14 protein-coding genes are annotated in these 12,877 nt (G+C 71.8%); 8 read left to right on the top strand and 6 right to left on the bottom strand.

Translation table 11 applies throughout. The features are described from left to right. Window positions 1-8: 8 nt before the first annotated feature. Window positions 9-968, bottom strand: a complete 960-nt coding sequence (locus ACZ6ZP_RS29530) for a hypothetical protein (protein WP_469408992.1) — start codon at window positions 966-968, stop codon at window positions 9-11. Window positions 969-1,179: 211 nt separating this feature from the next. Continuing rightward, window positions 1,180-2,835 carry an FAD-binding dehydrogenase gene (locus ACZ6ZP_RS29525; RefSeq protein ID WP_361463029.1) on the bottom strand — a complete coding sequence of 552 codons (1,656 nt, stop codon included), beginning with the start codon at window positions 2,833-2,835 and terminating at the stop codon, window positions 1,180-1,182. A 128-nt stretch (window positions 2,836-2,963) separates the two neighbouring features. On the opposite strand from ACZ6ZP_RS29525, the gene ACZ6ZP_RS29520 reads away from it, so the two are divergent. From ACZ6ZP_RS29520 to ACZ6ZP_RS29500, 5 genes are read left to right on the top strand one after another with little or no spacing between them, the layout of a single operon-like run. Then, window positions 2,964-3,599 (top strand): TetR/AcrR family transcriptional regulator, encoded by a 636-nt coding sequence (locus tag ACZ6ZP_RS29520; protein WP_361463026.1) that lies wholly within the window; start codon window positions 2,964-2,966, stop codon window positions 3,597-3,599. Further along, complete coding sequence (locus ACZ6ZP_RS29515) at window positions 3,596-4,369, top strand: glucose 1-dehydrogenase (protein ID WP_351165078.1); 774 nt, start codon at window positions 3,596-3,598, stop codon at window positions 4,367-4,369. Before ACZ6ZP_RS29520 ends, ACZ6ZP_RS29515 begins: the two co-directional genes overlap by 4 nt. Before the next feature lie 17 nt (window positions 4,370-4,386). Beyond that, window positions 4,387-4,932, top strand: a complete 546-nt coding sequence (locus tag ACZ6ZP_RS29510) for an NUDIX hydrolase (protein ID WP_469408990.1) — start codon at window positions 4,387-4,389, stop codon at window positions 4,930-4,932. Window positions 4,933-4,952: 20 nt separating this feature from the next. Next, on the top strand, window positions 4,953-5,345 hold the full coding sequence (locus ACZ6ZP_RS29505; RefSeq protein ID WP_190082673.1) for a YidH family protein: 393 nt from the start codon (window positions 4,953-4,955) through the stop codon (window positions 5,343-5,345). Beyond that, the gene (locus ACZ6ZP_RS29500; RefSeq protein ID WP_469408989.1) at window positions 5,342-5,686 is read left to right on the top strand and encodes a DUF202 domain-containing protein; all 345 of its coding nucleotides are present in this window, start codon (window positions 5,342-5,344) and stop codon (window positions 5,684-5,686) included. Before ACZ6ZP_RS29505 ends, ACZ6ZP_RS29500 begins: the two co-directional genes overlap by 4 nt. A gap of 56 nt (window positions 5,687-5,742) precedes the next feature. Here the strand turns inward: ACZ6ZP_RS29500 and ACZ6ZP_RS29495 are convergent, their stop codons facing one another. After that, window positions 5,743-6,699 (bottom strand): NADP-dependent oxidoreductase, encoded by a 957-nt coding sequence (locus tag ACZ6ZP_RS29495; protein WP_351165082.1) that lies wholly within the window; start codon window positions 6,697-6,699, stop codon window positions 5,743-5,745. Window positions 6,700-6,844: 145 nt separating this feature from the next. Here ACZ6ZP_RS29495 and ACZ6ZP_RS29490 point away from each other — a divergent pair, with 145 nt between their 5' ends. The 3 genes from ACZ6ZP_RS29490 (at window position 6,845) to ACZ6ZP_RS29480 (ending at window position 9,620) form a co-directional block, all read left to right on the top strand. Beyond that, window positions 6,845-7,141 (top strand): hypothetical protein, encoded by a 297-nt coding sequence (locus ACZ6ZP_RS29490; RefSeq protein WP_249590910.1) that lies wholly within the window; start codon window positions 6,845-6,847, stop codon window positions 7,139-7,141. A 216-nt stretch (window positions 7,142-7,357) separates the two neighbouring features. Continuing rightward, window positions 7,358-8,389, top strand: coding sequence for a phosphotransferase family protein (locus tag ACZ6ZP_RS29485; RefSeq protein ID WP_351165083.1), 1,032 nt, complete (start codon window positions 7,358-7,360; stop codon window positions 8,387-8,389). 7 nt (window positions 8,390-8,396) lie between these two features. Further along, window positions 8,397-9,620, top strand: a complete 1,224-nt coding sequence (locus tag ACZ6ZP_RS29480) for an acyl-CoA dehydrogenase family protein (protein ID WP_351165084.1) — start codon at window positions 8,397-8,399, stop codon at window positions 9,618-9,620. A gap of 83 nt (window positions 9,621-9,703) precedes the next feature. On the opposite strand, the gene ACZ6ZP_RS29475 is transcribed toward ACZ6ZP_RS29480, so the two are convergent. Genes ACZ6ZP_RS29475 through ACZ6ZP_RS29465 form a run of 3 tightly spaced genes read right to left on the bottom strand, consistent with a single transcriptional unit; the run spans window position 9,704 to window position 12,800 of the window. Continuing rightward, entirely contained in the window at window positions 9,704-10,297 is a 594-nt protein-coding gene (locus ACZ6ZP_RS29475) for a TetR/AcrR family transcriptional regulator (protein WP_344518919.1), read from the bottom strand. Window positions 10,298-10,323: 26 nt separating this feature from the next. Beyond that, window positions 10,324-12,036, bottom strand: coding sequence for a class I adenylate-forming enzyme family protein (locus ACZ6ZP_RS29470; RefSeq protein ID WP_361463016.1), 1,713 nt, complete (start codon window positions 12,034-12,036; stop codon window positions 10,324-10,326). After that, window positions 12,033-12,800: an SDR family oxidoreductase gene (locus ACZ6ZP_RS29465; protein WP_351165158.1), complete on the bottom strand. Its 768-nt coding sequence runs from the start codon at window positions 12,798-12,800 to the stop codon at window positions 12,033-12,035. Before ACZ6ZP_RS29465 ends, ACZ6ZP_RS29470 begins: the two co-directional genes overlap by 4 nt. Window positions 12,801-12,877: the final 77 nt, after the last annotated feature.

Here is a 12,877-nt window from a genome sequence, read left to right as displayed (position 1 = left end):
GCGGTGGGTCAGGCGGAGCCGAGCGCGGCGTTGCGCGCGGCGGTGAACGCCTTGTACGGGTCCCGGTCCGGGTACGACCAGGGTTCTCGGGTCGCGTGCCGCCCGATGCGGTGGAAGAGGGCGGCCGACTCGGCCGCCCGGCCCTCGCAGAACTTGGCGTGGGCGAGGAAGTTGAGGTCGACGCGGCAGCGCGGGTGGGCCCTGGTCCCGGGCATCTCCCACTCCAGCCACCAGTCGAAGGCGGCCTTCATGACCTGGCGCGCCCTGCGGCCCGTCCAGTGCTCGGAGGCGGCCGGGTTCACGGGCTCGCTGCCCGCGGTGGCCAGGACGCGGTAGCGCTCGGCGTGCGCGATGACGGGAAGCACCGCCAACGGCGAGTCCTCGGGCGCCTGTTCGGCCGCCCAGGCGGCGAAGTCGTACACCTCGTGCAGCGGGTCCTGGCCCGCGGCGGGGCGCCGCTCGGCGAGCCTGGCCACCATCAGGTGGTGGGCGTGGTGGTGCTCGGGGTGCCGGTGACGGACCTCGTCGAAGAGCCGGACGACGTCCTCCTCGCGGCCCAGGGAGCGCTCCAGGGTGAGCAGCGCGAGCCACGGCGTGGGGTCGGCGGGCAGCAGCGCGGCCACTTCGCGGCAGGCCTCGCGGGCCTTCTCCGAGCGCCCCTTGCCGCGCAGCGCGAGGTGCACGGAGGCATAGGCGAGGAGCACGACGGCGTCGGTGCTCTCCGGCTCGGCGAGCCGCCAGTCACGGGCCCAGGCGGTGGTGGTGTGCTCCTGAGCGAGGACGTCGAAGCGGTGGCCCCTGCGGTCCCAGTCGTCGCCGGTGTCGGCGAGCAGCGCGCGGACCTCGGTCCAGCGGCCCTGGGCCAGCGCGGCGCGGGCGCCCGCGAGTTCGGCGTCGTCGAGTGCGGGGTCGAAGGCGTAGGCCGCTCGCTTGCGGTAACGGCCCAAGGGGGGTGGGGGTGGTGACACCGCGGGACTTCCTCCCCGGCGCGGCTCGCGTGCGGATGATCACGCACAGCAAAGCGGTAGGCAGCCCTCCAGTCAAGGTGTGACTACCCTGAGTGCCTTCACCAACTCGTTTCAGAATCCGCAGACTTCATCCCCCACCTGCGGAGTTGCCCGCAAGGACACGATTCGGACAAGCGGCGACGATCACGCAGCGATGCGACGAACGACCCCGTCACTCCACCGACTTGGCGGCCGCCCGGCCGGCCGCGCGCCCCGAGAAGAGGCAGCCGCCGAGGAAGGTGCCTTCGAGCGAGCGGTAGCCGTGCACTCCCCCGCCGCCGAACCCGGCGGCCTCGCCTGCCGCGTACACACCGGGAAGCGGCTGACCGCCCTCGGTCAGGACGCGCGAGGACAGGTCGGTCTCCAGGCCGCCGAGGGTCTTGCGGGTGAGGATGTTGAGCCGCACCGCGACCAGCGGGCCCGCCTTGGGGTCGAGGATGCGGTGCGGGGCGGCGGCCCTGATGAGCCGGTCGCCGAGGAACTTGCGGGCGCCGTGGATGGCGGTGACCTGGAGGTCCTTGGTGAAGGGGTTGGCGATCTCGCGGTCGCGCGCGGTGATCGTGCGGCGCAGCGCGGCCTCGTCGATGAGGGGCTCCTTGGTGAGCGCGTTCATGCCGCGCACGAGGGAGGAGAGGTCCTTCTCCACGACGAAGTCGGCGCCGTTGTCCATGAACGCCTTCACGGGGGCGGCCACGTCGGCGCGCGCCCGGTCGATGACGCCGCGCACGGACTTGCCGGTGAGGTCGGGGTTCTGCTCGGAGCCGCTGAGCGTGAACTCCTTGCCGATGATGCGCTGGTTGAGCACGAACCAGGTGTATTCGTACCCGGATTTCATGATGTGTTCCAGCGTGCCGAGGGTGTCGAAGCCGGGGAACAGCGGGACGGGCAGCCGGTCGCCGCGCGCGTCCAGCCAGAGCGAGGAGGGGCCCGGCAGGATGCGGATGCCGTGGTTGTCCCAGATGGGGTTCCAGTTCTGGATGCCCTCGGTGTAGTGCCACATGCGGTCGCGGTTGATCAGGCGCGCGCCCGCCCCCTCGGTGATGCCGAGCATCCGCCCGTCGACGTGCGCGGGCACCCCGGAGACCATCCGCTGCGGCGGAGTGCCGAGCCTTTCGGGCCAGTTGGCGCGCACGAGGTCGTGGTTGCCGCCGATGCCGCCGGAGGTGACGATCACCGCCTGGGCCCGGAGCTCGAAGGACCCGGTGACCTCACGGCTGCTGGGCCTGCCGCGCTCGGCGTCGGAGGGTTCGAGGACCTCGCCGGTGACGGTGTCGACGCTGCCCGCGCTGCGGGAGAGCCCGGAGACGCGGTGGCGGAACTTGAGCTGGACGAGGCCGCGGGCGACGCCTTCGCGGACGCGGCGCTCGAAGGGGGCGACGAGACCCGGGCCCGTACCCCAGGTGATGTGGAAGCGGGGCACGGAGTTGCCGTGCCCCTGTGCGTCGTAGCCGCCGCGCTCGGCCCAGCCGACCACGGGGAAGAACCGCACGCCCTGCTCGTGCAGCCAGGAGCGCTTCTCGCCGGCCGCGAAGTCGACGTACGCCTCGGCCCATTTGCGTGGCCAGTGGTCCTCGGGGCGGTCGAAGGCGGCCGTGCCCATCCAGTCCTGGAGGGCCAGGGCGTGCGAGTCCTTGATCCGCAGCCGGCGCTGCTCCGGGGAGTCGACGAAGAAGAGCCCTCCGAAGGACCAGTGCGCCTGGCCGCCGAGCGACTGCTCGGGCTCCTGGTCGAGGAGGATGACCCGGCGGCCCGCGTCGACGAGTTCCGCGGTGGCCGCGAGCCCGGCGAGGCCCGCGCCGATCACGATGACGTCTGCGTCGTAGGCCATCGGGGGGTTCCTCCTAAGCAGGGGCTTACTGGTGAGTCAGATCCTGAGTAACCGCGGGGTCGGCGTCAACCGTCTGGCCCGGTGAACAGCGCCTCGCTTTTAATAATGGCCAGCATTACAATGGCGTCATGGCCAGGACATCAGGACCCGAGACCCGCGAGAAGCTGATCCGCGCGGGCGAGGAGGTCTTCGCCGCGCAGGGCGTGCACGGCGCGCAACTGCGCGACATCGTCCGGCTCGCCGGGCAGAGCAATCCCTCCGCCGTGCAGTACCACTTCGGCAGCCGCGCGGGCCTCCTGGACGCCGTCATGGCCGAGCGCCAGAGGCGTACGGAACAGGTGCTCACGGCCGAACTGGACGAGCGGGCACCGGCCCCCGACCAGCTCCGCCGGCTCCTGCGCGCGCTCGTGGCCGCCGAGGCCAGCGAGCTGCGCACCGAGCGGGGCCGCCGCTGTCTGCGCATCTCCACCCAGCTCAGCCACGAGAGCGGCGTGCGCACGCGCACCCCGCACCCCACCCTGGACGGCACCGTCTACTGGGAGCTGATCGGCCGCGTGGAGGGCTGCCTCACCGACCTGCCCGAGCCGCTCCGGCTCGAACGCCTGGACCTGGCCCTCACCCTCGTCGGCGCCGCCATGGCCGACCGCGCCGGTCAGTACCTGGCCGGGACCGCCCCCCTGACCGGCGAGGAGCTGTTCCTCGCCGACCTCGTAGAGACCACCACGGCCCTGCTGCGGGCCCCAGCCGCACGGAGAGAACCATGAGCCAAGCGCACGACCTCACCGGCAGGACCGTCATCATCACCGGCGCCGCCCGCGGCCTGGGCGCCGAGGCCGCCCGCCAGGCGGTGGCCGCCGGTGCGAACGTCGTCCTGACCGACGTCCTCGACAAGGAGGGCGAGGTCACCGCCGCCGAGCTCGGCGAGCGCGCCCGTTTCGCGCACCACGACGTGACGTCGGAGGAGGACTGGCAGCGCGTCGTGGAGCTCGCGGTCACCGAGTTCGGCGGGGTGCACGGCCTGGTCAACAACGCCGGCATATCCACGGGCCAGTTCCTGGAGTCGGAGTCGGTCGAGCACTTCCGCAAGGTGCTCGACATCAACCTCACCGGCGTCTTCATCGGCATGAAGAGCGTCGTCCCGGCCATGAAGGAGGCGGGCGGCGGGTCCATCGTCAACATCTCCTCCGCGGCCGGGCTCATGGGCCTCGCGCTCACCGCCGGGTACGGCGCGTCCAAGTGGGGCGTCCGCGGGCTCACCAAGATCGGCGCCGTGGAACTCGGGACCGCCCGCATCCGCGTCAACTCCGTCCACCCGGGCATGACGTACACCCCCATGACCGCGCAGGTGGGCATCGAGAAGGGCGAGGGCAAGTACCCCAACACCCCGATGGGCCGGGTCGGCGAGCCGCACGAGATCGCGGGCGCCATGATCTTCCTGCTCTCGGACGCCGCCTCGTACGTGACCGGCGCCGAGCTCGCCGTCGACGGCGGCTGGACCGCGGGCCCCACCGTGAAGTACGTCATGGGGCAGTGAGATCGCGGTGCGGTTGGATGGTCGGCATGACGACGAACAACCGGCCCGTGCCCGACCCCAGTGAAGAGATCCTGTCCATCGTCGACGAGAACGACGAGGTCGTCGGCGAGGCCCCGCGCGGTGAGGCGTACGCGCGGGGCCTGCGCCACCGCTGCGTGTTCATCCAGGCGCGGGACGCCGAGGGCCGCGTCTTCGTGCACCGGCGCACGCCGACCAAGCTGGTCTTCCCCTCGATGTACGACATGTTCGTCGGCGGTGTCGTCGGGGCCGGCGAGTCCTACGACGACGCCGCCCTGCGCGAGGCGGAGGAGGAGCTCGGGGTCCATGGACTCCCGCGCCCCACACCGCTGTTCAAGTTCCTGTACGACGACGGCGCGGGGCACACCTGGTGGTCCCACCTCTACGAGGTGCGCTGCGACCTGCCCGTGGACCCGCAGGTCGAGGAGGTCGCCTGGCATGCCTTCCTCACCGAGGACGAGCTCACGCAGCGGCTCGCCGAGTTGGCGTGGGTACCGGACGGGCTCGCCGCGTACGAGCGGCTGCGGGAGTTCCGTGCGGGTTAGAGCCGGTTAGGGTGCGGCGAGTGAGCAACTTCGTACAGAGCCTGCGCCTGTGGTTCGCGCCCGAGCGGATCCGCGACGAGGGCGACACCCCCGACTACCGCTTCTCGCTCGCCAACGAACGCACCTTCCTGGCCTGGCTGCGCACCGCGCTCGCCCTCATCGGCGGCGGCTTCGCGGTGGACCAGTTCCTGCCGGACCTGCGCTGGGGCTGGCGCATCGGGCTCGCGCTGGCCCTGCTGGCGGCCGGTGTGCTCAGCTCGCTGCGCGCGGTCAACCACTGGGTGCGCTGCGAGCGGGCCATGCGGCGCGGCGAGGATCTGCCGGTCTCGCGCTTCCCGACCGTCCTGAGCCTGGCCGTCGCGGTCGTGGCCCTCGCCATGGTCGTCGTCGTGCTCTTCGGGTGGGAAGGGTGACCGACCAGGACGAGGGCCGGGACGAGCCTCGGGTCCACGAGCGCGATCCGGGGCTTCAGCCGGAGCGCACGCGGCTCGCGTGGCGGCGTACGACCCTGTCCTGCACCGTCGCGGCGGTCCTCGCGGCGCGGGCCGCCCTCCAGGAGGGGGCCGGCGCCCTTTCCGCCGTCGCCTGCGCCCTCTGCCTGCTCCTGTGGCTCGGCTTCCTGGGCGTGGCGCACCGCAGGATGACCGAGCTCGCCGCCACCAACAGGCCGCTGAGGCTTCCGGCACGGGCCGCCGCGACGGCGGCGCTGTGCACGATGGCGCTCGCGGCGTGCGCGACGGCCATGGTGTTCTGAGCGTGTTCTGATCGCGGCTCGGAACAGCGCGCCCTCAGGGCTTGGCGGGCCCCTTCTCAATGCTTGGCGGGCCCGTCCTCCGTCGTCCAGTCCACCGTGACGACGATCTTGCCGCGCGTACGGCCCTCCGCGCTGAGGCGGTAGGCGTCCGCCGCCCGCTCCAGCGGGAACCTCTCGGAGACGTGGACCGTGACGACGTCCTGCTCCACGAGCTGCGTCAGGCGCTGGAGGTCGTCGGCGTCCGGACGTACGAAGCAGTAGTGGCCGCCGAGGCCGATCACCGCGCCGTCCGCGATCGACGCGAGACGGCCGCCGGGCGCCAGGAGCTCGGCGGACACCTTGAGGGTGTCGCCGCCGATCGTGTCGAAGGCCGCGTCCACGCCCTCCGGCGCGAGGGCGCGTACGCGTTCGGCGAGACCGTCGCCGTGGGCGACCGGCTCCGCGCCCAGTTCGCGCAGGTAGTCGTGGTTGCGCTCGCTCGCGGTGCCGATGACGCGGGCGCCCGCGTGCCGGGCCAGCTGGACGGCGATGGAGCCGACGCCGCCGGCCGCCGCGTGCACGAGGACGACGTCGCCCTCCGTCACCTCGAGCGTCTTGGTGATCACCTGGTAGGCGGTGAGCCCGGCGAGCGGCAGGCCCGACGCCTCCTCGAAGGTGAGGTTGCGCGGCTTGCGGGCGAGGGTGCGCACGGGGGCCGCGACGTACTCGGCGAAGGTGCCGCGCGAGAGGAAGTCCTCGCGTACGTAGCCGATGACCTCGTCGCCCACCACGTACTCCGGAACGGCGACGCCGGGCTGCACCACGACGCCCGCGACGTCCCAGCCGGGGATCACCGGGTAGACGGGGTCGAGGATGGCGTCGAGGTGCCCGCCCATGCACTTCCAGTCGACGGGGTTGACCGACGCGGCGCGGACTTTCACCAGGACGGAGTCGGGGCCGACCTTGGGGTCGCGCACATCGCCGTACTCGAGGACTTCGGGGCCGCCGTACCGGCGGTAGCTGATCGCCTTCATGGGGTCGGCTTCATGGGAGTGCCTTCGTGGCCGGGTGGTGGAAACATCGACAAGGCTTCCATATCCCCACCAAAGGGGCATTGAGTACTAGCCTGAGAGGGTCACACCCCTCCCCCCCCCGGCCCCCACAGAAGGTGCACGCGCCATGAGCACGCTCCACCACGAACACCCCGTCCACGAGCACATCCACGGCCCGGCCTGCGGCCACCCGGAGGTGCCGCACGGCGACCACGTCGACTACGCCCACGACGGCCACATGCACCGTCTGCACTCGGGCCACTGGGACGAGTGCGAGCCCGACGAGCACTCCGTCCACGAGGGGCACGACCACCGGCACGGCGAGGGCTGCGGGCACAGCTCGGTGCTGCACGGCGACCACGTCGACTACGTCCACGACGGACACCGGCACGCGGCGCACGACGGCCACTGGGACGACCACTGAGGCCCACCCGGGCCCACCGGTTCGGCCGACTTCCCCCGCGCGGGCGCCAACTGGCAGTCTGTGGCGGGGGACCGGCATGTCGGGGGGCCTGGACGGCGCCGCGATCCTGATCACGTTCACCCTGCGCTCTGGACTACATACCGACTGGTCGGCATCATGAACGTCAGCGCGACGCAGCGCGGCACTTCGACGACGACCGTCCGACCAGGAGCGAAGATGAGCTCAGACCATCCACCAGGCCTCGACCTCGACCAGCTGCGCGGCCATCTGGACCGCGAGCGGCCGGGCCTCGTGGGCGGGCCGCTCACCGCCCGGCTGATCGAGGGCGGCAGGTCGAACCTCACGTACGCGGTCACGGACGGCGCCACGCGCTGGGTCGTGCGGCGGCCACCGCTGGGGCACGTCCTGGCGACCGCGCACGACATGAAGCGCGAGCACCGGGTGATCAGCGCACTGCACGGGACGGCTGTGCCGGTGCCGACGCCACTGCTGCTCTGCGAGGACGACGCCGTGATCGGTGCGCCCTTCTACGTCATGGAATTCGTGGACGGCACGCCCTACCGCACCGCCGAGGAGCTGGCGCCGCTGGGCGCCGAGCGCACCCGTGCCGCGGTCCTGGGGCTCGTCGACACCCTCGTCGACCTGCACTCCGTGGACCCCCAGGCGGTCGGCCTCGGCGACTTCGGGCGGCCCGACGGCTTCCTCGACCGGCAGCTGCGCCGCTGGGGCAAGCAGCTGGACGCCTCACGCAACCGCGACCTGGCGGGGATCGACGAGCTGCACGCCGCCCTGGGGCGTCAGCTGCCCGTCTCCCCCGCGGCCACCGTCGTGCACGGCGACTACCGCCTCGACAACGTCCTGATCGGCGACGACGACCAGATCAAGGCGATCCTCGACTGGGAGATGTCCACGCTCGGCGATCCGCTCACCGACCTGGGCCTGCTCGTCATGTACAGCACCAGGCTCCAGCTGCCCGACTCCCCCATCAGCACCACGGCGGGCGCGCCCGGACACCCGGACGCCGCCGAGCTGATCGAGCGGTACGCCGCGCGCTCGGGGCGCGACGTCTCCGCGGTCTCCTGGTACACGGCGTTCGCGTGGTTCAAGCTCGCCGTGATCCTGGAGGGCATCCACTACCGGTACACCCTCGGCCAGACGGTCGGCGCGGGCTTCGACCGCATCGGGGAGCTGGTCCCGGTCTTCATCGAGCACGGCCTCACCACCCTCCAAGGACGACAGGAAGGCTGAGACAGCCATGGACTTCGCATTCGACGCCCGCACCGAAGAGCTGCGCGCCAAGCTCCTCACCTTCATGGACGAGCACGTCTACCCGGCGGAGAAGACCGCCGAGGAGCAGCGTGCCCAGCTCGCCTCGCCCTGGGACACCCCGGCGATCGTCGGCGAGCTGAAGGCGGAGGCCCGCAGGCAGGGCCTGTGGAATCTCTTCTTGCCGGACGCCGAGCACGGCGCCGGGCTCACCAACCTCCAGTACGCCCCGCTCGCCGAGATCACCGGCCGCTCCCCGCACCTGGCGCCCACCGCGCTGAACTGCGCGGCCCCGGACACCGGCAACATGGAGGTCCTCGCCCAGTTCGGCAACGACGAGCAGAAGAAGCAGTGGCTGGAGCCGCTGCTCGCCGGTGAGATCCGCTCGGCGTTCGCGATGACCGAGCCCGAGGTGGCCTCGTCCGACGCCACGAACATCACCACACGCATCGAGCGGGCCTCCGACGGCACCGACGAGTACGTCATCACCGGGCGCAAGTGGTACATCTCCGGGGCGATGAACCCGGACTGCCAGATCTTCATCCTGATGGGCAAGACGGACCCCGAGAACGCGGACCCGCGCCGCCAGCAGTCGATGGTGCTCGTGCCGCGCGACACCCCCGGTGTCGAGGTACGGCGCGCGATGCAGGTGTACGGCTACGAGGACCACTCCCACGGAGGGCACGCCGAGGTCGTCTTCGACCGGGTCCGGGTCCCCGTGAGCAACCTGATCGGCGAGGAGGGCGGCGGCTTCGCCATCGCCCAGGCGCGGCTCGGTCCCGGCCGCATCCACCACTGCATGCGGCTCATCGGCATGGCCGAGCGGGCCATCGAGCTGATGTGTCAGCGGGCGGTCGCCCGTACGGCCTTCGGCAAGCCGCTGGCCCAGCAGGGCGTCGTACAGGAGTGGATCGCGGACGCCCGGGTCGCGGTGGAGCAGCTGCGGCTGCTCGTCCTGAAGACCGCGTGGCTGATGGACACCGTGGGCAACAAGGGCGCGCACACGGAGATCCAGTCCATCAAGATCGCCACCCCGCGCACGGTCGTCGACATCCTCGACCAGGCCGTCCAACTGCACGGCGCGGGGGGTGTGAGCCAGGACTTCCCGCTCGCCGAGCTGTGGGCCTCGGCGAGGACGCTGCGCCTGGCCGATGGGCCCGACGAGGTGCACCAGCGGTCGCTGGCGCGGCGGGAGTTGAAGAAGTACCTGTAGGGGACCTTCCGGGGGCTGTGCGTCGCCGCGGGCTCGTTGTGGTCGCTCGCGCGGTTCCCCGCGCCCCTTACGGGGCGCTCAGCCTACGGACGCAGCGCCCTCAGCAGCAGGTCCGCCAAGTGGTCGGCGACCTGCTGCGGGGTGAGGGGGCCGTTCGGGCGGTACCAGGTGGACAGGTGGTGGACCGAGCCGAAGTGGTAGTCCACCACCAGGTCCGCGGGCGTCGCCTTGGAGAAGACGCCGGCCTCCTGGCCCTCCTCGATCAGCGCGCGGAACCGCTCGTGGTAGCGGCGGCGCTCGGACCGCACCTGCTTGTTCTTCTCCGGGCTCAGGTGGTGCATGGAGCGGAAGAAGATCGACGCGTCGTCGAGGTTGTCGATCGTCGTGACGACCACGTCCGCCGCCGCGTCCCGCACCCGCTGCTCGATGGGCGCGTCGGCGTCCGCGAAGGCGTCCAGACGCTCCTGCTGCACGCGCAGGACACGGGCGTACACCTCGTGCAGGAGATCGTCCTTGGAGCCGAAGTAGTGGTAGAGCGCCCCCTTGGTGACGCCTGCCGACTCCACGATCTCCTGCACCGACGTGCGGTCGTAGCCGCGGTCGGCGAAGAGCCGCGTGGCGGCGGCGAGCAGCCGCTGAGGGACGGGCGTGCCGTCACCGTCCGTCGTCCTGGCCACTGCCGCCACCTGCCTTTCGAGTTTGCCTAGCTCTCGGCTTGCCGAGAGACCGTGTGGGTGGGGGAACGCAGTTCCCGCCGGAGGATCTTCCCACTTGTGGTCTTCGGGAGTTCCGGCAGGATCTCGACCACGCGCGGGTATTTGTAGGCGGCGAGCCGCTCCTTGCAGTACGCGGCAAGATCGTCCGGTGCCGCGGCGGCGCCCGGCCGCAGGCTGACGAAGGCCTTGACCGTCTCGCCGCGGTAGTCGTCGGGGACCCCGATCACCGCTGCCTCGCGGACCGCCGGATGACTGTAGAGGACGTCCTCCACCTCGCGTGGCCAGACCTTGAACCCGGACGCGTTGATCATGTCCTTCTTGCGGTCGACCACGTACAGCCAGCCCTGGGCGTCCATGAAGCCGATGTCGCCGGTGCGCAGCTCCCCGTCGGGGAAGGCCTCGTCGGTGGCGTCGGGGCGCTTCCAGTAGCCGGGTACGACCTGCGGGCCGCGCACGGTGATCTCGCCCTGTTCCCCGAAGGGGACGTCCGCGCCGTGGTCGTCGACGATCCTGACGACCGTCTCGGGGCCGGGGACACCGACGGCCAGCGTGCCGGACACCGGGTCGACCGGGGCCTCCTGGCCCGGCGGCACGGAGGCGCAGGGCGCGGTGCACTCGGTGAGGCCGTAGCCGTTGTGGAGGTAGGGGCCAAGGCTCGCGCGGAACTTCTCGACGAGGGCGGGCGGCAGCGGCGCGCCGCCCGAGGAGATCATCGCGAAGGAGGCGAAGTGCTCCCGCGTGACGGAGGGGTGCGCGGCGAGCGCCATGAAGGCCGTGGAGGGGCCCACGGTGTACGCGGGCCGGTGCTCGGCGAAGGCGTCCAGGACGACCCCGGCCTCGAAGCGGTACGCGAGCGCGAGGGTGCCCGCGTTGGTCAGACAGCCCGCGACCTGCGCGACCATGCCGGTGATGTGGAAGAGCGGCGCCATCGCGAAGTAGCAGGCGCCTTCGGGGATGCCGGAGCCCGTGCGCTGCCGCTCGGCGTTGTAGGTGATGTTGCCGTGGGTGTTCATGGCGCCCTTGGGGGTGCCGCTGGTGCCCGACGTGTAGCTGATCAGGGCGATGTCGGACGGCCCGAGCTGCCGGTCACCGGGAGCGGGGAGCCCTTGGCGGGCGACGGCCACCAGGTCATCGGCGTCGGCAGCCTGCGGGAGGCGTTCGAAGTCGAGGACGCGGGTGTCGCCCCGGGTCTGGAGGTCGAGCTGGCACGCGGTGAGCACGACGCGCACGGGAGAGGGGGCGGCCGTCTCGCGCAGATACGTCTCCCAGGCGCGGTCCGAGCAGATCAGCGCGGACACGTCGGCGTCCGCCAGGACGTGCCCGACCTCCGCCGCCTTGTACATGGGGTTCACCGGGACGACCGTGGCGCCCGCCTTCCACGCGCCGAGGAGCGCGATCACGAAGTGCGGGGTGTTCTGCAGGAGGATCGCGACCCGGTCGCCGCGCGCGATCCCCCGCGCGGCCAGGTGTCCGGCGACGGAGTCGGTGAGAGCGTCCACCTCGCGGTAGCTCAGCCGCCCGTCGAAGTAGGCGAGGGCCGTGTGCTCGGGGGCCTTGAGCACCGAGGCGCGGAAGGCGTGCACGAGGGACGGCGCGGGTTCGACCGGTCCGCGCTGGGCCTCGGTGAGGCGGGCGAGCCAGGGCTTGGCGGCGTATATGGAGGTGGTCGGGGTCGTTTCGGAGGCGGTCGCGTCGCTCACCGCTCGGTCGCCTCCCACTTCTGCTGGATGTGGTTCATGCCGGTGAGCCACTTGTCCGGTTCGGCGGCGCGGATGCGGTAGTACTCGGCGACCTCGGGGTGCGGCAGGATCAGGAAGCGGTTCTCCTCCATCCCCTCGAAGAGTGCTTGCGCGACGTCGTCCGGCTCGATCGCGGTCGGCGTGAGCACGAGGTCGCCCGCGGTGCCGGTGGCGGCGAGCATGTCGGTGCGCACGCCCTGGGGGCAGATGGCGTGCACGTCGATGCCGCGGTGGCGGTAGGTGAGCGAGAGCCACTCGGCGAAGGCGTATGCGCCGTGCTTGGTGACGCTGTAGGGCGCGGCGCCGATCATGGTGAGCAGTCCCGCCGCCGAGACGGTGGAGACGAAGCGGCCGCTGCCGCGCTCCAGCCACTCGGGCAGCAGGGCATGGGCCGCGCGGACGTGGGCCATGACGTTCACGTCCCAGGCCGCGGCCCAGACCTCCTCCGGGGCGGCCTCCGAGCCGCCCGAGCCGAGGCCCGCGTTGGCGCAGTACACGTCGACGGTGCCGCTCAGGGCCTCTCTGGCCGCCGGCACGATCGTGGACGCGTCGCCCGGCACGGCGATGGCGCCGATCTCGTCGGCGACCGCTCCGGCCTTGGCGGCATCCAGGTCGTTGACCACGACGCGCGCCCCGGCGGCGGCGAACCGGCGGGCCAGCGCGGCCCCGATCCCGCCTCCGGCACCGGTGACGACAACTCCCTTGTCCTGCAGGGTCTCCACGATCGGTCTCCTTGGGCTGCGGCTCCGCTGTGATCGCAGACTAACCAGTCGGTATGTGCGGATGGAAGGGGGTCGGGCAG

It is taken from the genome of Streptomyces sp. NPDC054047 (assembly GCF_055585065.1).
This window is presented reverse-complemented; position numbering and strand designations above follow the sequence as displayed.